Genomic DNA, 20672 nt, shown 5'->3' on the forward strand with positions numbered 1-20672 from the left:
ACCAATCTATAGTTATTGAGGATTTAAAAGTTAAGAACATGCAGCAAAATCATAAATTAGCTAAAGCTATAAGTGAAGCTAGCTGGTCAGAATTTAGAAGGATGCTAGAATACAAAGCTGAGTGGTATGGAAGAGAACTTATAATAGCACCTAGTAATTATGCTAGTTCTAAGTTATGCTCTGAATGTGGCTATAAAAATGAAGAAGTAAAAAATCTAGCACTTAGAGAATGGACTTGTCCGAATTGTGGTGTACATCATGATAGAGATATAAATGCTAGCAAAAATCTACTGAAATTATTAATGTAATTTTGGTATTATAATGAGGTTGGTTCGACCTTTTGAGCGTGGGTAAACTTGCTCCGTTGGGAGTATTGACCACGAAGCTACTACTTCAATGAAATAAGTGGTAGTAGTTCACTATTCTCTTGTTTGTAACAGAAAATAGCTAATATAGTTATTGTGGTTATTGATGTTATTGAAAGAACCACGATGCAAAGGATGATATTACCCATTATATCACCTCACATAAGCTTTAATAAGCCCTATAATCCTCTCATGTTTAGATACAGAGGAGGTAATTACGTATATAATATTGTATCTAAATTGTTATATCTAAATTATGGGACAAAATCTAAATAAATATTCAAATAATTATAACTAATTATCATTATTCTATTGAGGAATTTTTGATTTTGGTATATAATTAGATTGTGAAAAAAATATTTTGATACTCTTCAGGGCGGGGTGTAAGTCCCCACCGGCGGTAAAGCCCGCGAGCCGAGAGGCATGATTCGGTGAAACTCCGAAGCCGACAGTATAGTCTGGATGAAAGAAGATTGTGTAAGAATTATTCTGCCCTGACGTATTTTTATATGTCAGGTTTTTTAATTTTTATATGATTCCTAGAAGTTGTATAAATTTGGGAGGTATTTAAAATGAGAAAAAATTTTACATTAGATAAGATGATTAAACTTTCATTATTATCAGCAATTGCTTTTATACTTATGTATTTTGATTTTCCGGTATTACCGACTTTTCCATGGCTTAAGATGGATCTTAGTGATGTGCCGGCATTAATGGGAGCATTTGCTTTTGGACCATTAGCTGGGGTAATAATAGAAGCTTTTAAGAATGTATTAATATTAATACTAAAAGGAACTCATACTGGATTTATTGGAGAATTAGCAAATTTTTTAATTGGGATTTCATTAGTTTGTCCAGCAGCATATATTTATCATAAGAATAAAACTATAAAAACAGCATTAATTTCAATGAGTGTAGGTCTTATATCTATGGAGATAGTGGGAGTACTTACAAATGTATTTTTATTAATTCCACTATATATGCCAGGTATGCCACAAAATGAGCTAATAAAATATGTAATGTATGGAATAGTGCCATTCAATGGAATAAAAGCAGTAATAGTTTCAGCACTTACATTTATATTATATAAAAGAGTTTCTGTATCAATATTTAAAGTGGAACCTATGGCTAAAAAATTAGATAGAAAAATAAGCTAGGATTTTATCCTAGCTTTTTATATGTCATGAATGAGTTATATTATCTTATTAATATTTTAGTCACTGTTAAAAAATAATAAATATTCTAAAAGGATTTTTTACTTACTGAGAAATTTATGAACATTTTAACATAAAATAAAAAACCGTGATGATTATTCACGATTCTTTAAATATCTCTTTTCCACATTATAAGTCCATCTTCTTTATTATCTTCGTAATAACCTTTTCTAATCCCTTCAACTTTGAATCCATGACGTTCATAAAGTTTTTGTGCTGCTATATTTGAAGCTCTAACCTCTAAAGTCATAGCAGTTACACCTTCATCTTTACATATAGATTCAAGACTATCAAGAATTATATGACTATAGCCCATCTCCCTATATTCTGGATGAAGAGCTATATTAGTTATATGAGCCTCCTCAAAAATAATCCACATTCCACCAAAACCAATAACTTTATCATTATTTTTTAAAGTTACATAGCGAGCAAATTTATTAGTTAATTCTTTTTCAATGGATTGTAAACTCCAAGGAATAGGAAAGCTTAATGATGATATTTCTTGAACATATTTAGTAGTCTTAGCATTCATTAATTCAGTATATAGACTATCCATTACTTTTCATTCTCTCTTCATATTCTCTTTCTGCTTGAGAAAGTCTTAAATAAATTGGAGCAGTAGCATATATATCATCTTGTATTCCATCACTTAAATATTTTATGCCTATTTGTCCTAAAGAAGCTGCTCTTGCTAAATTTAGATGGGATGGAGCGAAATTAATATTTTCTAATTCATTAGAAAGCTTTTCTTTAAATTTATAAGTTCCATCACCTATGAAATATATAGATTCATCTTTTTCCTTTAAAGTAGTTATAAGCTCATCAAGAGAAATTACCATAGGCTCAGTTAATGATATAAGATTGTTATCTTCAAATTTGTATAGGGCAGTATATACATTTCCTCTTAAAGCATCCATAATAGGGCATATAAGTCCATTAGCATAGAATAAGTTATTTGCCAAACCGTCCAGTGTAGAAACACTTATAAAAGGTTTTTTAGAAGCTTGAACCAACCCTTTAATAGTAGCCATACCAACTCTAAGGCCAGTGAAAGAACCAGGACCTTTAGAAACTACAAATCCATCTATATCATTTATATTTAATGAGGTGTTTTTTAAAACCTCATCTATCATTGGCATAAGAATTACAGAATGTTGTTTTTTATAGTTAAAGTTTATTTCTCCAATTAATTTATCATCTTCTAATATAGCTACAGTAGCACATTCTGTTGCACAATCTAAGCTTAAAATTCTCATAGTGTTAACTCCTTTATATAGTCATATCTTAAACCAGTATAATTTATAGTGACTCTTCTACAGCAAGAGCCTAATTGTGGAATTTTTTCTAAAACAATTGTTAGACTATCTTCAGGGATTAATTCTTCAATATAATTTGCCCATTCAATAACACTAACTCCATCACCAAAAATATATTCATCAAAGCCAATGGCTGCAATTTCGTCAGGATCATTAACTCTATAAACATCAAAATGGTAAAATTTTAATCTCCCATTATCATATTCATTAACTATATTAAATGTAGGACTCGTAATGTTGTCCTGTATATCTAGTCCCTTTGCAATACCTTTTGTTAAGTGAGTTTTACCCGTACCTAGATCACCTATAAGGCAGATAATATCCCCACTATTGCAAAGCTTACCTATTTGAACACCTAGTCCTTCTGTCTCTTCTATAGTATTAACGATAAATTCCATTAAGTTCACCTCATTTAATATTTTAGCCCAAAAGCAATAAAAAGAAAAGGCAATAGACAAAGTATTGCCATAGTAGTTGTAAACTATAACTAAAAATAAATATTATTAAAATGTCTTTGAAAAATAACTAATTATTTTCTGAAGGCATATTAGTAGAATTTTTTTGAGCCTTAGCAATTAAAGTATCTTTCATATGCTTAACTGCTTTTTTACATATAAATCCATTGCTAGCCATATCATCTAGTATACTAAATGCTTCATACATATACATTCCTTTTCTATAAGGCCTATCCTCTGTTAAAGCTTGATAAATATCACAAACTCCTATTATTCTAGCTTCTTCAGAGATTTCTTCAGCTTTTAATTTTCTAGGATATCCTTCACCATTAAGTTTTTCATGATGATTACAAGCCCAATCACATATATCAGATATTTCCTCAATTCTATCTAATATTAGCTTTGTGTAATAGGTATGAGATTTAATAATTGAAAATTCCTCATTAGTTAGTGAGGTGTTTTTATCTAAAATATCATTAGGAATAGCCACCTTTCCTATATCATGCAAAAGTCCTGCAATTTTCATCTTTAAGCATTTAGAATCACTATATCCAATATGCTTTGAAAGCTCATAAGCAAGGTTTGCAATACCTCTAGAGTGGCTTGCAGTAAAAGAACTTTTATTGTCTATTATAGAAGCGAAAATATCTGCTATATATTCAAATTCTTCTAAAGTAACATAAGTAATATCTTTAGGTAAAATATCTTGTAATATAAAAGGAAAGAAAGGTGTATTGTTTATATCTAGCCAAAAGCTTTCAGCAGGACATATCTCTAAAAATGCCTTTACTATTTTAGGAGAAAAAATTATTCCTTCATTTTTCTTAACATATTCTATTATTTTATCTTTTTGCATATAAAAAGGTATAGCTTCATCATATAAAATTTCTACAGAATCTGCTAGTCTTATGATTTGACTTTCAATAGGAGTTAAATAATTTTTCAGTTTCATTGCTCCACTACCATCATAATTTTCATGATGATATAAAATGATATCATACATATGGATAAACATAGGGATTTTTAATATCATATTAGCACCTTCAATACAGTGCTCTTTTATATATTCTTTAAAGGTATGAGCTTTATCAAAAATACCTTGACATCCAATATCATGGAGCATAGCTGATATATATAAGTTTTTATATGACTCATCACTTAACTGTAACTGTTTACCTATTCTTAATGAAATATAAGTTGTTCGATTAGAATGATGAGAAAATTTCAACTTAGTGCTATTATTACTATCTATATCTTCCATCATTTTTAATCCCATATCAGAATTAACCATAGCTAAATCAAGAGCAATTGAAAGTGCATGAACTATTTTATTTAAACTAATTTTCATAAATCAACCCCACTTAGGCATCTGAGGGAAAATAACAATTGAAAGATGCCGTATCCTATATTAAATATTTACTCAAATCAAACTATATTTATGTAAAAAAACTAAACTTATATAAATATATTATCATAGAGAGTATTAATTAATGAACATTTTATTATAATTATATATTATAACGATAAAAATACTTAGGAAATATTTAAAAATTCTAATAATTGATATATAATATTCATGAGTACCTTAATACAAGGAGGGATAAACAATGTTTGTAAGCAATTTAATGTTGACAAGAGATAAACTTATAACTGTTACGCCAAAAATGACAATAGGTGAGGCATTAGAACTTATGGAAGAGCATGGATTTTTATCAATTCCAGTTGCAGAAGAAAATAAGTTTATTGGAGCTATATCAAAAGAAAAAATATACACTTATTATTATGAGAAATGTGTAGAAAGAGAATGTTTACTTTCTGATTTTTTAGTAGAAAACGTTATGAGAACTGATGTACCAACAATAAAACCATTGGAACAAGTTGAAGAAGCAGCACACTTCTTAGAAACTAGAAGTGTTTCATTTATAGCAGTTGTAGATGAACGTGGAGATTTTAAAGGTATAGTAACTCACTATGGAATATTCCATCAATTTACTGAGCTATTTGGATTAAATAAAGGACATCGTTTAGCAATCATAGCACATGATATTCCAGGTCAAATATCAAAACTATCTAAGATTATTACTGAAAATAAAGGAGACATAATAAGTTTTGTTGTTGTAGATCCAAAGAGCAAAACAGAAGTTAAAGAAATTGTGGTAAGGGTTAGAACAGAAAACTTTGATGAGATATTATCAAAAGTTAAATCCTCAGGTTTTAATGTGCAATAATAGTTAAAATATGTATAAGCTTAAATTAGGAGTTTAAAAAAAATAACAAGATAAAGAGGTTAGCCTATTTTATATGATATAAAGCGTTAGGGTTTATTCGTAGTCATGCTATGAGAAGGATTTGATAACGTAGTATAATGGAAAATAGGCTAACATACTGGATTGTTGTTTTTTAAGAAACTATAAAAAACTTATAAGAAATGAATTTAAATTTTTCATTTGAAAGTAGAAGTAATTTTGTAAAATTGGATAAATCACTTTAATAAAATTCATATTGTATTTATAAAAAGAATGTGATATAATTAATCTCGTTATAGGGGTATGGCTCAATTGGTAGAGTAGTGGTCTCCAAAACCATTGGTTGCGGGTTCGAGTCCTGCTGCCCCTGCCAAGAACTCAGTAAACTTTGTTTTACTGAGTTCTTTTATTTTATTAGAAAATCAATATAAGCTGTTTAATTTCAGAGCCGGTATATTTTTATATAGATTATTGTTTATAATAGAGCAAATATTTTTAAAGTTCAATATTAATTATTGTTTCATTAATATATGACAGCATAAGACAATAATCCCGAATATTCTTTTTATTTCAAATTCATGTTATAATCATTTATGTACAATCTATAATTTAATATATTTATAAAGATTATACTTAATTATTAGGAGGTAAAGTATGAGTACTTTAATTAATACTAAAGTAAAAGATTTTAATTTAAGATTTGCGGAAGAGAAAGATATTCCTTTAGTTCTAGAGTTCATTAAGGAATTGGCAGATTATGAGAAATTATTACATGAGGTTGTTGCTACAGAAGAAATTTTAAAAGAATCATTATTTGAACGTAAGGTAGCAGAAGTTGTAATTGGAGAATATGAAGGTAAACCAGTAGGTTTTGCATTGTTTTTTCACAATTTTTCAACATTTTTGGGACGACCAGGTATTTATTTAGAAGATTTATATGTAAAGCCAGAAATGAGAGGAAAAGGATTTGGAAAAATACTACTTTCATTTTTAGCTAAGCTTGCTGTAGATAGAAATTGTGGTAGACTTGACTGGTGGTGTCTTGACTGGAATGAGCCGTCAATTAAGTTTTATAAACAGATAGGAGCAGTTCCTATGGATGAATGGACTGTTTATAGAGTGCATAACGAAGCATTGTCTAATTTGGCAGAAAATTTTAATAATTAAAAACAATAAGACGTAAATTAAAGGGGTTATTTTTAATAACCCCAATTATCATAACTATATTGATATCTCTATAAAATAATTAAACTTTTTACAGAGATATCAATTGTGGATTAATTATTCTGTAAATCCTTTTTCTTGCATATTCTTTTGATTTAGAAATAATGCCATTCCTGTTTTCATTTTCTTAAAATTCATTTTTTCATAGAATACTTCCTTACCAGGTGAAGCATATAATATAAAATTACATTGAGGTAAGTTTTTGGTAATATTATCTATAACTATTCTTCCAATTCCTTTGCCTTGATATTCTGGCAATACAGCAATATCATAAATTGCAGCTTGATAGACTCCATCGGAAATAGCACGACCAAAACCAACTAAAGTATCATCATCAAAAACAAATACAACTGCATAGCTATTCTCAAAAGCTTTTTTATGTATCTCGCCTTGAAAATATGCCATTCCAACTCTTTCTAAAGTTTCAGATACGTAATTCCAATCTATATTTAAGCAGTCATATTGAATTCTAAAATCCATAAGATTCCTCCTAATTTTAAATATTTTCTTAAATATTTAAATGTCTCTTCTTAAATTTATAGTTTGTATTTAGATATATATTTTAAATTATTATAGTACATATGAAAATACAAAATACATTATAAGTAATGAATAGAATATGGCAAGTAAATTGAAAAGAGAGTTAATCAATGGAAATCTGCAAATAGAAAATTGAGATTAAAATTAGTTTTTCCACCTCAGGGGTTTAACTTATAATATAACTGCGGGCTAGATTTTTGTAGTTATTTTAAAGTTAATTAAGACTTATAATTTTCATATAGGCCCCAGGGGTGAAAAGTTCGCAATTGTCTATTGTCTATTCTCAATTGTATAAGCTATTTTTGATTTCTATCTAAAAATTCTAATATATCACCATAGACTTCTTCTTTATTAACTTCATTTAATATCTCATGTCTTGCATTATCATAAAGTTTCATGGCTACTTTCTTAATGCCTACATCTTTTAGACTATTTTGAAGCCTTTTAACACCTTGTCCCATTAATCCTACAGGATCTTTTTTACCTGCTACTAATAATATAGGTAAATTTGGAGGTATTTTACTTAAATTTTCATGTTTATAATTGTTTTTAAGTCCTTTTAACAAATGATAAAAATATGATGTGGAATGTATAGTGCCACACATAGTATCTTCAAGATATTTATCCACTTCCTTAGTATCTCTTGTAAGCCAATCAGAATTTGTTCTATTAGGTTTAAATTTACTATTAAAATTTCCGAAACTTAATTTATCCATAAGAGTAGCGGCAGCTTTAGGCCCTTTTTTCTTCATTTCCATTTTGGCTACCATTGTCCCAAAGGAAAATTTAAGATTTTGTTTTCCGTTACTTCCAGATAAAATTAATGCTTTTAACTCACTGCCATAAAGTTCACTATATCTTAAAGAAATAAAGGAACCCATGCTGTGACCTAATAAGAATACAGGTAATTTAGGATTTTCTTTTTTTATTATATCTGTTAATTCTTTGAGATTGTCTACCATAAGATGAAATACATCACCTTCACCCATGTATCCAAGTTCATTAGGACTTGTTTTACCATGACCTCTATGGTCATCAGCGTAAACAATATACCCGTTTTCGTTTAGAAATCTTGCAAAATCATCATATCTTCCTGCATGTTCAGCCATTCCGTGAACTATCTGTACTACTCCTTTTATTTCTGATTCTTCTGGAATCCATTTATATACATGTATATCTTTTTCAAGTTTATCCTTAAAATAAAAATTGCTTAATGCCAATGTAATCATCCCCTTTTAATTTTATGAAAATAATAATTAGAAGATTTTAATATCCCAACTATTATGGAAACCTATCTTCTTATTTGATGGAAAATGTATCACTCATATTTGATTAGCTATTTTTCTTTATGTACACTATTGTAATTTGCTACAATGAATTTTGTTATTGTTTCTATAGGTATTTCATTAATTTTAAGGATATTTTGAATTAAGAAACCATCTATTGTAGCAGAAATTAATGAGGCCATTGCATAAAAGCTATTATCATTTTTTTTATATATTTTCTTTAACCCCTTAATTATAGCTTCTTTGCTATAGTTGTAGTTTTCCTTAAAGTATTCCTCAAGTTTTTTATTTCCCATTAATGCCTCGCTTATAAGGTATATATGGAGTTTCCCTCTAAATTCTTGGGACAAAATAGATTTGTAAACTGTAGATAAAATTTCTTCAGGTCTATTTTCACCTTCAATATTTTCTATCCAGTGTACAAGTTGATCAGTTAAGGTTTTAAGATGCCTATCTGCTATATCATATATAAGTTCATCTTTAGTGGGGTAGTAGTAGTAAAGAGTGCCTTTACTAATTTCACATTCTTTTGATATATCTGAAAGACTGGTATTTTTAACACCTTTTAATTCAATAATTTTTGTAGCTTTTTCTATGATAATTTCTTTAGTGTCTTTTCCCATAAAAAACCTCCTATCGGTCGGCTGGCTGATTGTAAAATGATTTTACTGCTAACTTGGGTAATTGTCAATAATTTATGATAATGAAGCTAGATATTATAAATATGCAAGAAATAATAAATTTAAGAGCTATTGCGATAAAAATAAAAAATAAAACTTAAATTAAAGAGTTATAAGCATTATACTTATAATAATCAACTGTAATAGTATTATATAAGCTTTATAATAGTATAAAGTACCATGAAAGTATTCTGAATATTTGGTAATATATAATAAAGAATACTTTTGTACATATTAATCAAGATTATTAAGAATTTAACTAAAGTATCTTAAAAAATAATTAGTTAGTATGCTAACCAATATAACTATTTTAAATTTATTTAAAAGTTTATTCTTAAAGGAGAAGTCTTTACAATTCTCAATTCTCCATTGAATAAGGGAGTGATGTAAATGAACAGTGAACCAGAATATCATATTAGATTAAGAGATAAATGTTTTGAAGAATTTCCTACCTTGGAGACAAAGAGATTTATACTTTACAGATATAATGAAATTTTCTTGAAAGATATAGAGGCACTTTTTTCTGATAAAGAAGTGATGAAGTATTCTGGCACAGAGATTATAGATGCTAAAAAGCAAGCAAATATGTATTTAGAGAAAGTAGAAGTGATGTATAAAAATAAAGAAGGTATTAGGTGGGTTATAGTTGATAAAACAACTAATGAATTTCTTGGTGATATAGGGCTTTATAATATTGATTTATATTCAAATAATACTGAGATAGGATATACCATTGTTAGACATCATTGGAGAGAAAAAGTTGCCAGTGAATGTATAGAAAGGCTCCTTAAATTTGCCTTTAAGGAATTATATATGAATAAGATTATTGCTATGATAGATAGAGACAATTTTCCATCTATAGCCTTAGTAAAAAAAATAGGTTTTTGTGAAGATGGAGTATTAAGAGAACACTATTATAATTATCAAATGGGTGAATATGGAAATATAAGTGTATATTCTATATTGAGAAAAGAATATATGAAACGAAATTAAAAAATATTGGATTTTCTATAAAAATAAAGACTATNNATAGTCTTTATTTTTATAGAAAGTATTAATTTATAAGCTTTCTATAAAGAAGTATATTTAGGATGTTAAGAAAAGAAAAATGTGATATAATACTCTAAACTTTAAGCGGTATCTTTATATTTCAAAATAAAGGTAAATTTAATAAAGAAATAGAATTATAGAAAAATAAATGTAAACTTAGGGTATATGAAAGAAAGTAACTAGTTAAAGATGGAAAGTATATTTTGCGCCATATAAGGAGAAAGGTTTCCATGATAGACAAGCTGTCATGGATTTCTGATGATGTAGTATGATGAAAAATAGACGAGCATACTGACTAAATATTTTTGAATATGCTTTAAGTGAAATTATTTATTTAAAGATGCCTAAATTGATATTATAGAGCTAGAGGGGGAGAATTAAATGAGAATAGTATTATTTATGATAGTTCTTTTATTATTATATACTCTTTTTTATAATGTTTTAGGTCCAAGTATCACTTTTTTAATTATGTCAGTTATATTTCTTATTATAGGAATATTATTTTCTTTTAAGAAAGAATTTTATGATAAGTATATTAAATTTGTAAGTCCTAAGTTTTATGATAATTTTAATTTAAAAGATAAAAAATTTAAAGAAAGAAATAGAAAAACTAATATTGCGTGCTTATATTTACTATCAGTAGCCACATTGATGAATTCAAGGCTTTGTTCTGCAATTAGCCCAGAATTTACAATGAATTTTGATTTTAAAAATATTTTGATTACAGCTATTTTTGCATTTATAATATATTTCCTTAGTTCCTATATATTTAAAAAGAGTAAAAACAATGCTCAATATGTAATATTTTCTGTATTATTAGGCATTATTGCTGCAATAATCATAGGGATGTTGATATTTAGAAATATAGAGATATTTTAAAATAAAGGTTAAAACGTAATAAATATATAAATATAGGAGGAGATTATATTGGATAAATTATCTAAATTGCCTAATATAGGCAAAAATTTAGAACAAAAATTAATTGATGCAGGAGTTAAAAATGCTGATGAGTTAAAAGCTATAGGAAGTAAAGAAGCATTTATTAAAATAAAAAATATTGATGATACATCTTGTTATAATATGTTATGTGCATTAGAAGGAGCTGTAAAGGGCGTAAGATGGCATGATCTACCACAAGATATAAAGCAGGATTTAAAGCTCTTTTTTCAATCACTTAAATAGATAATTGATTAAATAAATTTAGATATCTTTAAAAAATAATAGGTTAGCATGTTAGTTTAGTTATATCATATTTGGCTGTTGAAACCATTTATAAACTATGGTGGAACTTGATTAAGGTGTATCTAAGAAATTAAATAAAGGGGGAAAACTAATGTATATTGGTGAAAAAGTTAAATTAAGAGAGTATAGAAAAGAAGATATAAAAAATGCACAGGAGTATATGAATGATAGAGAGATTAGAGGTTTGTTAGCTCCTAACATACCATATCCATATACTTATGAAGATGAATTAAAATGGTTTGAAGGTTTGTCAGCAAATAAAGATCTATATAACTTTGCTATAGAAACTTTAAATGATAAAAAATATATTGGCGGTTGCGGTATAAATAATATTGATTGGAAGAATAGTGTAGCTACAGTTGGAATATTTATAGGAGATAAAAGTTACTTAGGTAAAGGCTATGGAACAGATGCCATGAAAGTTCTTATAAATTTTATATTTGAGGAAATGAATATAAATAAGATAAAGTTAAATGTATATTCCTTCAATGAGAGAGCAGTAAAAAGCTATGAAAAATGTGGATTTAAAAAAGAGGGATTACTTAGAAAAGAGATATTCAGACATGGCAAATATCATGATGAAGTTGTTATGGGAATTTTAAGAGAGGAGTATTATGGAGAATAAAACTTTAAAATTAGATAAGAAATTTTAATATTAGCATTATATTAAGAAAGAACCCTTGTATAAACAAAGGTTCTTTTGTGAGTTTACAAAAAAAATATTAATCATATGAATCAAAATCAGCTTCATCGTAAGTAATATCATCACTGTCATTAAAACACATATATATGCTTGAATCCATATCTACTGCACATTGTGGGCAAGCAACTATGAATTTCCCAAAGAAACCATCAATTTTACATAAATCTTCTGATGGACAGAGCTTGCCACATTGCTCACATTCTTTTAAAACATCATTAGTATATCTGTCACCTTCCCAATCATCATCAAATAATTTATCTAAAGATTCCATGTTAGTCCTCCTTTATTCAACTTAATAGTTATATATTATCTATCTAGAGATATAAACATTACATTGAAATGTCGATAAATAAATATTTTTATCTTAAATTATGTACAGATATTTTATTCTTTATTCTTACCATTAAAATTTAAAAGATCTTTGATTATATATTCATAAAGCTACTTTAAATACAATATAACTAAATATTCTGAAAAGTTCAAGCGTTTAAGTTTGAAGGATTATATAAGTTCATAATCATTATGTCATAAGAAAAATAATTATGAAGAAATTCTATTATTAAACTATAAAATAAAATCACATTTAAGGTTTACTTAAATATGATTTTTACATATAATAAAAATGGGTATAAAAATCCCGATTATACATCTTATATTACATAATAATTATATCATAAAATAAATGCTAATGTCAATACGTATTTTAGAAAATATGGGAGAGTGAAAAAATGAATAATTTTGAATCAGACAATCATGATGAAATTCTATATCTTGAGAGTACATTAGGCTTTATAGAAAAAGAACTAGAGGAAGAAAAGGAAGAGTTAAATAGCAGATTAAGTAAAGTTATAGCTTCAGGAAAAGAGATGTGGGAACAGACATCCCATTCTTCAAATGATTTTGATAAAATTCCAGAAATGAACCAATACCTTTTTGCAGTAAATAATCAAACACAGAGTTATGAAAGTACATTGAAAAAAATAAAAAAATATGAATGTATGATAAAATCCCCTTATTTTGGACGATTTGATTTTAAGGAAGATGATTTTGATGACACAGAAAAAATATATATCGGTATCTATAATTTAATGGATGAAGAAACAAATTCAATTTTAGTATATGATTGGCGGTCTCCTATTTCTAGTATGTTTTATCAATGTGAGGTTGGTAGAGGCTCATATAACTCACCAGTTGGAATAATTTATGGTGATATCTTAATGAAAAGACAGTATAAGATTGAAAACTCAAAACTTAAATACTTTTTTGATAGCAGTATAAGAATTAATGATGAAATTTTACAACAGGTATTATGTAATAATTCATCTTCAAAGATGAAGAATATTGTTGAAACTATTCAAAAAGAGCAAGATATAATTATTAGAGATACTGAAAATCATCTTTTAATTGTGCAAGGAGTAGCGGGCAGTGGTAAAACATCTATAGCTTTGCATAGAATCGCATTTTTACTTTATATAGGAATGGAGTCAAAAATAAATTCTAACAACGTTATAATAATTTCTCCGAATTCTATTTTTAGCAAATATATTTCTAGTGTTTTACCTGAACTAGGAGAGGAGAATGTGGAACAAATCACTTTTGATGATATTATCTATAAATTTTTAGGAAATAATTTTAAATTTGAAAGTAGAAATGATCAACTTGAGTCTCTAATTCTTCTTAATAATCTTCAAAAATCAAATGTAAAAATGCAAAGTATAAAATTTAAAGGTTCTAAAGAGTTTATAAAACTTCTTGATAGATTAATAGAATATTTTGAGCATAATTTAATTGAGTTTGAAGATGTTTATTATGACGGTAAAATTATTGAAACAAGACAACAAATAAAGAATCAATTTCTTAATAATAAAATTGGTATGTCAATAGCAAAACGACTTAGAAGAATCGAAAATATCATATTAAATAAAATTCATCCTTTAAGAAAGATAAGGATTGAAAAAATTGAGAAAATTGTACAGAATAGTCCTAATCATGAATTTGAAATAAAATCCTTTAGTAGACTACTTTCTATAAAAGAATCAAAAGTGTTTATGAAGAATATCCATAGATTCACTAAAGTTGATTATATGAACCTATATAAAATGCTTTTTAATAAAAATGATATTCTATTAAAACTTTCTAAAGGATTAAAGCTTCCTAGAGAGATTGAAGAAATAATATTAGAAACTAAAGAAAATCTTAATAATGGACACATTTGTTATGAAGATTGTGCACCACTTTTATATATTAAATTAAAACTAGAAGGTAATGAAGAGTTTTCTGAAATTAGGCAGGTAGTTATTGATGAAGCACAAGATTATTATCCACTTCAATATGAGGTTTTTAAGCTTTTATTTAATGTGGCAAGGTATACGGTGTTAGGAGATTTTAATCAGACACTTGAAAAATATGGAGATAAATCCCTATATAATGATATAGAAGAAATACTACACAAGAAAAAATCAGTGAAACTTTTTTTAAATAAAAGTTATAGATCTTCTATAGAAATAAATTCTTTTTCTAAAAAAATATTAAACATTAAAGAGGATTTTATTTCTTTTGAAAGACATGAACATGAACCAATAGTTATATTCAAAGAAAATAAAGAATTAATTTATGAGAGTATCATAAAAGATATTGATTACTACTATAAAGAAGGCTATGAGTCTATTGCAATCATTTGTAAAACTCAGCAAGAGTCAGAGAAAATTGAAGAAGGATTAAATAGATTAATCCATATTAAATTATTGAATATAAAAGGTGGTGAATTTGAAAAAGGCACTTTAGTCATTCCTGCATATATGGCGAAGGGATTAGAGTTTGATGTGGTTATTATATATAATGCTTCAAAGGATAATTATAAAAGTGAATTTGATAGAAAGCTTTTATATATAGCCTCTACAAGAGCACTACACAGGCTAGCTGTCTATTATACTGGAGAAAAATGCGACTTTATTTAATATACTACACCTTGTATATAGAGATATACCAGCTCTAAATTTAATATATACGTGAAAATAATCGGTATTTTTTGATATCATAGTTGAGCTATTGAATTCGCAATTTATAGTTCACAATTGTAGATATTTCTCAGCTTCTGCTGAGAAACTTAGAATTGTGAATTTAATAGTTTTAGCTAAAATACTAAAGAATAGCGTTTATTCTAATATATACATTAAATTTAGGATAAGTATATCTATAGATAAACTACCTTAAAAATTAATATATAGCTAAATATAACTATACCCTTAAGTTTTTCAATGCAAAATTCACAATTAAGGTTGAAATTATTTTTGAACAAAATAATTTCTTTAATAAATTTTTTAACTAGCAATATAATTGCTAGTGTTTTATTGTAGGGGCGAACAGTATTCGCCAGTTCTTTTTAGCACGTCTTATAGTTTAACATTTATTCAATAATATATGACGAACACTGTTCGCTGCTATGGTTAATCAATTTTAAATTTCTCAGNNAAATACCGATTATTTTCACATATATATTAAATTTAGAGCTGGTATATCTATATATGTGTAAGGTGTTAATTTTTATAATATAGAGGAATTATGAAAAATTTATTGAATTTAAATAGTAAAATTTTGTTAATATAGCTTTAAGTGAAAGAGTAGAATTTATATGATTAAGGGGATTCAATATGAAGAAAGCAGCAGATTTATTTATAAGTTTTATTTTATCTATTTGGACATTCTTAATTTTTGCATATAAGATGATATTATCTAGTGATATTCCAGTTTCTATTTTCTTAAATGAACTTATAAACTTTATAATAGGGATATTAATATATACCATTATTCAGTTATCTTATATTAAGAAAACAAAATTATACTTATTAAATTTAACGTTACTGATTATGCCAATAACATTTTGGGGGATTATGTTATTAGGAGCATTAACTTATAAGTATCATGTTTATGATACTATCTCAGATATAATTGGGTTTTCATGTACATTAATTATTTTTTTATGTTATTGCAGTAAAGTATTTAATTATAGAAGAAAATCAAAGATAAATTGAATTATTACATTTGAATATTGATTAAAAGGGGGTTAGCTATGATTAGAAAATTAAATGAAAGCGATAATTTAATAGTTATGAAATTCTTAAAAGAAGAGACGGAATTTAATCATTATTTAATAAGCGATATTGAAGAGTTTGGATATGATGGAGGATTCCAGGAAGTCTATGGAGGGTTTAATAATAATAAATTGAATAGTATTCTTCTTAAGTGCTTTGGATTTATTATGGTATATGCTAAGAATGAATTTGATGTAAAAGCAATGACAAAAATTATAGAGGGTTTTGGCAATTTTTATATGCTAGTAGGGAAAGAAGAAGTTGTTTCAAAATTTGAAGAAACTGTTTTACATTTAGAAGCTCCACAAAAAAATTACTATAGTATTTTACGCAGCATTAATCCTAAATTTAAAGTAAATAACAATATAGTAGTTAAAAGGGTTACAGTAGATGATGTGGATAGGATAGTTCAATTAAGAGATAAAATTAAAGAATTTAAGGGTGGAAGTAAAAATTTTAAAGAAATGCTGTTAAAAGATTTTGAAACTAAAACTGCACGAGGTTACTATGTAGAGATAGATGGTAATATGATATCTTACGCACAAACCTCTATTGAAAATAGTTTCTCTGCAATGATAGTAAATGTAATGACAGAGGAAAAATATAGAGGATATGGTTATGCTTCCGCTTGTTTAAATATATTATGCAAAGAACTGTTGAAAGAAGGAAAAACTCTATGTCTTTACTATGAGAATCCAAAAGCAGGAAAAATTTATAAAGAGATTGGGTTTAAAGAAGTAGGCACATGGAGTATGTACAAAAAAATAAAGAATAAATGAATTAAGCAATAGAAGACAAATATTAATTGTAATATATTTCATATTATAAAGATTTGATATAAGGAATTATTAAATATAATTATTCTTTATATTGAGAAAAGATTTACTTTTATATTAATATAAAAGTAATACTTCTAATGTTATTTACAAGAATTAGAAAAAAGTTAAGATCATAAGCTTTACTTTAAGTAGAATAGATTATATTAATATGTTAAAATTTACATATATATTTTGAAAGGAGAGATTCAAATGACAGTCAGCAAATATCTAGAAATAGAGGTTAGAATTCTATAAACAGGGAATAAACCTGTGAAATCTAGAATATTTACATGAGGTTTTCCTTGTTTTTAGAGTCTATTTATTAATGGACTTAAATAGGGAGGATATAGTATTGAGTTATATAAATGGAAAAAATGTTTTACCTAAGGAATTATTAGAAGAGATACAAAAGTATGTGGAAGGTGAAATCATTTATATACCCAAAAAAAGTAAGAAGATTTCTTGGGGCGAAAAAAGTGGATATAGAAAAGAATTAAATGAAAGAAATAGCAAAATGGTTTCTCTTTTTAATTCGGGATTGTCTATAAATAAATTATCAACACTTTATTGCTTATCAGAAGATAGTGTAAGAAAAATTGTTTTTAAAGCTTGTAAGTAAGATTTATTCTTAAAGATTTTACTGCAATAAGCTATTATTAAATGAAAAGAGATATTTATTATTAAATAATTAGATAAATAGGGGGATATAATATTGAGTTATTATGGAAACTTGTGCACACAAATTTATGATTTAGATAAGCCAACAGCAGACAAAGAACAATTAGATTTTTATATGAGTTATGTAACGGATAAGAAGATGAGAATCTTAGAACCTATGTGTGGATCAGGCAGATTTATCATACCTTTTTTAGAAGAGGGATTTAATATTGAAGGATTTGATATTTCAGATGATATGTTAAATTCTTGTAGAGAAAGGATGAAAGCTAAGAATTTAGTTGGGAATGTTTTTAATGTTGGAATTCATAATTTTCAGACAGGAAATAAGTATGATTTAATTATGATACCTGCAGGTTCATTTTCATTATTGCTTGATGAAGAAATTGTTGTATCAAGTCTTAATAGGTTAAAAGATAGTTTAAATGATAATGGCACTTTATTACTAGATGTATTAACAACAGAATGTAAAGCAGAAGAATGTGATAAATGGGAAGAAACAAATAGAATAACTAGAGCTGATGGTAAAGTTATAGTACAATATTCAAAATCCCATTATGATAAAATAAATAAAATCATTTCTTCTCCATTAAGATATGAACTTTTAGATGGTGATAAAATAATTGAAAGTGAAGAAATGGATTTTTTTATGAGATTATATGATATCAATGAATTTGAAGAGATTTTAAGAAATGTAGGATTTAAACACATAAAAATAATAAGAAACTGCGGTATAGTTTCAGATCCAGATGAAGAAAATGTAGTGTTTGAATGCAGAATATAATTTATTTAAAATTTAATAATTTAATTTCATATAATTAGGGTATGAAATTTTTAAAAACTAGCAATTTTATTGCTAGTTTTTATAGCAAGAAGCCATATAGTATTTATTAAGTTCAAGTTAAGTAGGGAAATATTAAAAAGTTAATGATAATTTTTATAAGAGTTTAAGTTTTGGGAATAGAGAGTGCAGAGATGGGAATTTTAGAAACGGAAAGGCTGATATTGAGAAAATTTTTCCCAAATGATTGGAAGGACTTATACGAATATCTTTCTCAAGAAACAGTGGTAAAATATGAGCCATATAATATTTATACTGAAGAACAATGTAAAGAAGAAGCAATATATCGTTCAAAGGAAGATGCTTTTTGGGCAGTTTGTTTAAAAGAGAATAATAAATTAATAGGCAATTTATACTTTCAACAACAAGAGCCTAAAGAGTTTGCCACATGGGAAATTGGGTATGTTTTTAACCCTATATATTATGGAAAAGGCTATGCCACAGAAAGCTGTAAGAAAGTTTTAGATTATGGATTTAAACAATTAAATGCACATAGAGTAATTGCTATGTGTAATCCTGAGAATATAGCTTCATGGAAGTTATTAGAGAGATTAAATATGAGAAGAGAAGGGTATTTGCAAAAGAATGTATTTTTCAAGTATGATGGAGAAAGAAAGCCTATTTGGAATGATACATATGAATATGCAGTTTTAGCAGATGAATGGTTAACTAATATTGAGTAATCTCAATATTAGTTGTTTTACTGTATCTTTTTATTTTATTGTAAATTAAGAGAGGGAAAATATTCTCTTATAAGAATTCATAGAATAGCTAAGAAGGTTGGATGTATGAATCCTTAAGGGACTTTGTTAATGCAGCATAATACAAAACAAATTAAAATAGAACTAGTTATTTTTTGAATATACATAAATAGGAAGGAGATTAATTTAGTGAAGGATAGTATTATATAGGATTTCTTAATTGAAACTTAATTTATACATTACTTCAATTTTTATAGCAGATTTTTTGCTTTAAATTAAAAATTAAGAATTATGGTTAAAACTCCACTGTCAATGCCTTTGGAGTTTTTTAGAATAAATTTCATCCTATATAATAGCACTTGCTAAAGATAATATATGAAGATGAATATAAATATTTTATTAACAGAAATTATAGAAAAATATAAAAATTTATTAGGAGAAAATCTCGTAGGAATATATCTTCATGGTTCATTGGTTATGGGATGTTTTAATAGTGAATCTAGTGATATTGATTTTCTTGTAGTTGTAAGAGATAAATTAAGTTTTAATGTTAAAAGACAGCTTATAGATATTTTAATAGATTTATCTGATTTTGCACCTAAAAAAGGATTTGAAGTTAGTGTAATTTTAGAAAAATATAGTAATAATTTTGTGTATCCTACTCCTTTTGAACTTCATTATTCAAAAGAGTATAAAGAAAGATATATAAGAGATAAAGAGTTTCTTTGCCATAATGGAGAGGATGCTGACTTAGCAGCACATATAACCATAATAAATAAAAGAGGACGTTGTTTGTATGGAAAAGACATAAAGGAAGTTTTTGGTGAAGTTCCTGAAAAATATTATATAAATTCTATTTTAAATGATGTTGAAAATGCAATAGATGAGATAGTGGAAAATCCAGTATATATAATATTAAATTTATGCAGAGTTCTTTATTATTTAAAAGAAAGAGTAGTATCCTCTAAACATGAAGGGGGAAGCTGGGGAAAAACAAACTATAAGATTTATGAGAATTTAATACAAAAGGCGTTCAATATATACAATGGAGACTTTGATGAAGAGAAGTGGAATGAAGAAGAACTTAAAAAGTTTGCAACATATATGATAGAAGAAATAAATAAAGTTTATAAGGGACGGTTCATGAATTTTAGCTAAAATTTAAAAGATATTTAGACAAGCTATTTATTAATTTCTGTAATTTTTAATGAACAGTCCCTAAGTA

General features: G+C 26.7%; 23 protein-coding genes, 1 tRNA gene and 1 riboswitch. Of the genes, 16 read left to right on the forward strand and 8 right to left on the reverse strand.

What is annotated here, in order from left to right; all coding sequences use genetic code 11:
• Both B3603_RS17300 and B3603_RS17305 read left to right on the forward strand, forming a co-directional pair.
• On the forward strand, positions 1 to 308 hold a 308-nt coding region (locus tag B3603_RS17300; protein WP_291567229.1), incomplete at its 5' end, for an RNA-guided endonuclease TnpB family protein.
• Positions 309 to 728: 420 nt separating this feature from the next.
• Positions 729 to 843: riboswitch (FMN riboswitch) on the forward strand.
• Positions 844 to 937: 94 nt separating this feature from the next.
• Entirely contained in the window at positions 938 to 1522 is a 585-nt protein-coding gene (locus B3603_RS17305; protein ID WP_291567231.1) for an ECF transporter S component, read from the forward strand.
• Between the two features lie 166 nt (positions 1523 to 1688).
• Here the strand turns inward: B3603_RS17305 and rimI are convergent, their stop codons facing one another.
• The 4 genes from rimI to B3603_RS17325 form a co-directional block, all read right to left on the reverse strand.
• Positions 1689 to 2135 carry a ribosomal protein S18-alanine N-acetyltransferase gene (gene rimI, locus B3603_RS17310; protein WP_291567233.1) on the reverse strand — a complete coding sequence of 149 codons (447 nt, stop codon included), beginning with the start codon at positions 2133 to 2135 and terminating at the stop codon, positions 1689 to 1691.
• Entirely contained in the window at positions 2128 to 2835 is a 708-nt protein-coding gene (gene tsaB / locus B3603_RS17315; protein WP_291567235.1) for a tRNA (adenosine(37)-N6)-threonylcarbamoyltransferase complex dimerization subunit type 1 TsaB, read from the reverse strand. The genes rimI and tsaB overlap by 8 nt, the downstream gene beginning before the upstream one ends.
• The gene (tsaE, locus tag B3603_RS17320) at positions 2832 to 3293 is read right to left on the reverse strand and encodes a tRNA (adenosine(37)-N6)-threonylcarbamoyltransferase complex ATPase subunit type 1 TsaE (RefSeq protein ID WP_039635283.1); all 462 of its coding nucleotides are present in this window, start codon (positions 3291 to 3293) and stop codon (positions 2832 to 2834) included. The genes tsaB and tsaE overlap by 4 nt, the downstream gene beginning before the upstream one ends.
• 127 nt (positions 3294 to 3420) lie before the next feature.
• Positions 3421 to 4698 (reverse strand): HD-GYP domain-containing protein, encoded by a 1278-nt coding sequence (locus B3603_RS17325; protein ID WP_291567238.1) that lies wholly within the window; start codon positions 4696 to 4698, stop codon positions 3421 to 3423.
• A gap of 259 nt (positions 4699 to 4957) precedes the next feature.
• Here B3603_RS17325 and B3603_RS17330 point away from each other — a divergent pair, with 259 nt between their 5' ends.
• From B3603_RS17330 to B3603_RS17340, 3 genes are all read left to right on the forward strand, one after another.
• Complete coding sequence (locus B3603_RS17330) at positions 4958 to 5578, forward strand: CBS domain-containing protein (RefSeq protein ID WP_291567240.1); 621 nt, start codon at positions 4958 to 4960, stop codon at positions 5576 to 5578.
• 315 nt (positions 5579 to 5893) lie between these two features.
• Positions 5894 to 5969: transfer RNA gene (locus B3603_RS17335), tRNA-Trp, on the forward strand.
• Between the two features lie 281 nt (positions 5970 to 6250).
• A complete protein-coding gene (locus tag B3603_RS17340; RefSeq protein WP_291567242.1) occupies positions 6251 to 6763 on the forward strand; it encodes a GNAT family N-acetyltransferase in 513 nt (170 codons plus the stop codon).
• Positions 6764 to 6877: 114 nt separating this feature from the next.
• Here B3603_RS17340 and B3603_RS17345 read toward each other — a convergent pair whose 3' ends face one another.
• From B3603_RS17345 to B3603_RS17355, 3 genes are all read right to left on the reverse strand, one after another.
• Entirely contained in the window at positions 6878 to 7300 is a 423-nt protein-coding gene (locus B3603_RS17345) for a GNAT family N-acetyltransferase (RefSeq protein WP_291567244.1), read from the reverse strand.
• A gap of 356 nt (positions 7301 to 7656) precedes the next feature.
• A complete protein-coding gene (locus B3603_RS17350) occupies positions 7657 to 8580 on the reverse strand; it encodes an alpha/beta hydrolase (RefSeq protein WP_291567246.1) in 924 nt (307 codons plus the stop codon).
• A 116-nt stretch (positions 8581 to 8696) separates the two neighbouring features.
• The gene (locus B3603_RS17355) at positions 8697 to 9269 is read right to left on the reverse strand and encodes a TetR/AcrR family transcriptional regulator (RefSeq protein WP_291567247.1); all 573 of its coding nucleotides are present in this window, start codon (positions 9267 to 9269) and stop codon (positions 8697 to 8699) included.
• A gap of 447 nt (positions 9270 to 9716) precedes the next feature.
• On the opposite strand from B3603_RS17355, the gene B3603_RS17360 reads away from it, so the two are divergent.
• From B3603_RS17360 to B3603_RS17375, 4 genes are all read left to right on the forward strand, one after another.
• Positions 9717 to 10319: a GNAT family N-acetyltransferase gene (locus B3603_RS17360; RefSeq protein ID WP_291567249.1), complete on the forward strand. Its 603-nt coding sequence runs from the start codon at positions 9717 to 9719 to the stop codon at positions 10317 to 10319.
• A gap of 438 nt (positions 10320 to 10757) precedes the next feature.
• The gene (locus tag B3603_RS17365) at positions 10758 to 11255 is read left to right on the forward strand and encodes a hypothetical protein (RefSeq protein WP_291567251.1); all 498 of its coding nucleotides are present in this window, start codon (positions 10758 to 10760) and stop codon (positions 11253 to 11255) included.
• Between the two features lie 48 nt (positions 11256 to 11303).
• Complete coding sequence (locus B3603_RS17370; protein WP_291567253.1) at positions 11304 to 11558, forward strand: TfoX/Sxy family protein; 255 nt, start codon at positions 11304 to 11306, stop codon at positions 11556 to 11558.
• Between the two features lie 151 nt (positions 11559 to 11709).
• Positions 11710 to 12243, forward strand: a complete 534-nt coding sequence (locus B3603_RS17375) for a GNAT family N-acetyltransferase (protein WP_291567255.1) — start codon at positions 11710 to 11712, stop codon at positions 12241 to 12243.
• A gap of 97 nt (positions 12244 to 12340) precedes the next feature.
• On the opposite strand, the gene B3603_RS17380 is transcribed toward B3603_RS17375, so the two are convergent.
• Positions 12341 to 12592, reverse strand: coding sequence for a hypothetical protein (locus tag B3603_RS17380; protein WP_291567257.1), 252 nt, complete (start codon positions 12590 to 12592; stop codon positions 12341 to 12343).
• A gap of 457 nt (positions 12593 to 13049) precedes the next feature.
• Here B3603_RS17380 and B3603_RS17385 point away from each other — a divergent pair, with 457 nt between their 5' ends.
• From B3603_RS17385 to B3603_RS17415, 7 genes are all read left to right on the forward strand, one after another.
• The gene (locus tag B3603_RS17385; RefSeq protein WP_291567259.1) at positions 13050 to 15278 is read left to right on the forward strand and encodes a HelD family protein; all 2229 of its coding nucleotides are present in this window, start codon (positions 13050 to 13052) and stop codon (positions 15276 to 15278) included.
• Positions 15279 to 15971: 693 nt separating this feature from the next.
• Positions 15972 to 16352 carry a hypothetical protein gene (locus tag B3603_RS17390; protein WP_291567262.1) on the forward strand — a complete coding sequence of 127 codons (381 nt, stop codon included), beginning with the start codon at positions 15972 to 15974 and terminating at the stop codon, positions 16350 to 16352.
• A gap of 38 nt (positions 16353 to 16390) precedes the next feature.
• The gene (locus B3603_RS17395) at positions 16391 to 17191 is read left to right on the forward strand and encodes a GNAT family N-acetyltransferase (RefSeq protein WP_291567264.1); all 801 of its coding nucleotides are present in this window, start codon (positions 16391 to 16393) and stop codon (positions 17189 to 17191) included.
• Between the two features lie 391 nt (positions 17192 to 17582).
• Positions 17583 to 17849 (forward strand): CD3324 family protein, encoded by a 267-nt coding sequence (locus tag B3603_RS17400; RefSeq protein ID WP_039635305.1) that lies wholly within the window; start codon positions 17583 to 17585, stop codon positions 17847 to 17849.
• 93 nt (positions 17850 to 17942) lie between these two features.
• Positions 17943 to 18689, forward strand: coding sequence for a class I SAM-dependent methyltransferase (locus tag B3603_RS17405; RefSeq protein ID WP_291567267.1), 747 nt, complete (start codon positions 17943 to 17945; stop codon positions 18687 to 18689).
• A 191-nt stretch (positions 18690 to 18880) separates the two neighbouring features.
• Positions 18881 to 19429 (forward strand): GNAT family N-acetyltransferase, encoded by a 549-nt coding sequence (locus tag B3603_RS17410; RefSeq protein ID WP_291567397.1) that lies wholly within the window; start codon positions 18881 to 18883, stop codon positions 19427 to 19429.
• A gap of 393 nt (positions 19430 to 19822) precedes the next feature.
• Complete coding sequence (locus tag B3603_RS17415; protein WP_291567268.1) at positions 19823 to 20605, forward strand: aminoglycoside adenylyltransferase domain-containing protein; 783 nt, start codon at positions 19823 to 19825, stop codon at positions 20603 to 20605.
• Positions 20606 to 20672: the final 67 nt, after the last annotated feature.

It is taken from the genome of Clostridium sp. UBA2485, from assembly GCF_002341865.1.
Classification (GTDB): domain Bacteria; phylum Bacillota; class Clostridia; order Clostridiales; family Clostridiaceae; genus Clostridium_J.

What these genes read in the sequence shown, in the direction of transcription:
- B3603_RS17395 (WP_291567264.1), top strand. Translation starts at nt 16,391, where the DNA reads ATGATTAGAAAATTAAATGAAAGCGATAATTTAATAGTTATGAAATTC.
- tsaB (WP_291567235.1), bottom strand. Translation starts at nt 2,835, where the DNA reads ATGAGAATTTTAAGCTTAGATTGTGCAACAGAATGTGCTACTGTAGCT.
- B3603_RS17355 (WP_291567247.1), bottom strand. Translation starts at nt 9,269, where the DNA reads ATGGGAAAAGACACTAAAGAAATTATCATAGAAAAAGCTACAAAAATT.
- B3603_RS17380 (WP_291567257.1), bottom strand. Translation starts at nt 12,592, where the DNA reads ATGGAATCTTTAGATAAATTATTTGATGATGATTGGGAAGGTGACAGA.
- B3603_RS17340 (WP_291567242.1), top strand. Translation starts at nt 6,251, where the DNA reads ATGAGTACTTTAATTAATACTAAAGTAAAAGATTTTAATTTAAGATTT.
- B3603_RS17360 (WP_291567249.1), top strand. Translation starts at nt 9,717, where the DNA reads ATGAACAGTGAACCAGAATATCATATTAGATTAAGAGATAAATGTTTT.
- tsaE (WP_039635283.1), bottom strand. Translation starts at nt 3,293, where the DNA reads ATGGAATTTATCGTTAATACTATAGAAGAGACAGAAGGACTAGGTGTT.
- B3603_RS17385 (WP_291567259.1), top strand. Translation starts at nt 13,050, where the DNA reads ATGAATAATTTTGAATCAGACAATCATGATGAAATTCTATATCTTGAG.
- B3603_RS17345 (WP_291567244.1), bottom strand. Translation starts at nt 7,300, where the DNA reads ATGGATTTTAGAATTCAATATGACTGCTTAAATATAGATTGGAATTAC.
- B3603_RS17365 (WP_291567251.1), top strand. Translation starts at nt 10,758, where the DNA reads ATGAGAATAGTATTATTTATGATAGTTCTTTTATTATTATATACTCTT.
- B3603_RS17325 (WP_291567238.1), bottom strand. Translation starts at nt 4,698, where the DNA reads ATGAAAATTAGTTTAAATAAAATAGTTCATGCACTTTCAATTGCTCTT.
- B3603_RS17415 (WP_291567268.1), top strand. Translation starts at nt 19,823, where the DNA reads ATGAAGATGAATATAAATATTTTATTAACAGAAATTATAGAAAAATAT.
- B3603_RS17390 (WP_291567262.1), top strand. Translation starts at nt 15,972, where the DNA reads ATGAAGAAAGCAGCAGATTTATTTATAAGTTTTATTTTATCTATTTGG.
- B3603_RS17305 (WP_291567231.1), top strand. Translation starts at nt 938, where the DNA reads ATGAGAAAAAATTTTACATTAGATAAGATGATTAAACTTTCATTATTA.
- B3603_RS17410 (WP_291567397.1), top strand. Translation starts at nt 18,881, where the DNA reads ATGGGAATTTTAGAAACGGAAAGGCTGATATTGAGAAAATTTTTCCCA.
- B3603_RS17375 (WP_291567255.1), top strand. Translation starts at nt 11,710, where the DNA reads ATGTATATTGGTGAAAAAGTTAAATTAAGAGAGTATAGAAAAGAAGAT.
- rimI (WP_291567233.1), bottom strand. Translation starts at nt 2,135, where the DNA reads ATGGATAGTCTATATACTGAATTAATGAATGCTAAGACTACTAAATAT.
- B3603_RS17330 (WP_291567240.1), top strand. Translation starts at nt 4,958, where the DNA reads ATGTTTGTAAGCAATTTAATGTTGACAAGAGATAAACTTATAACTGTT.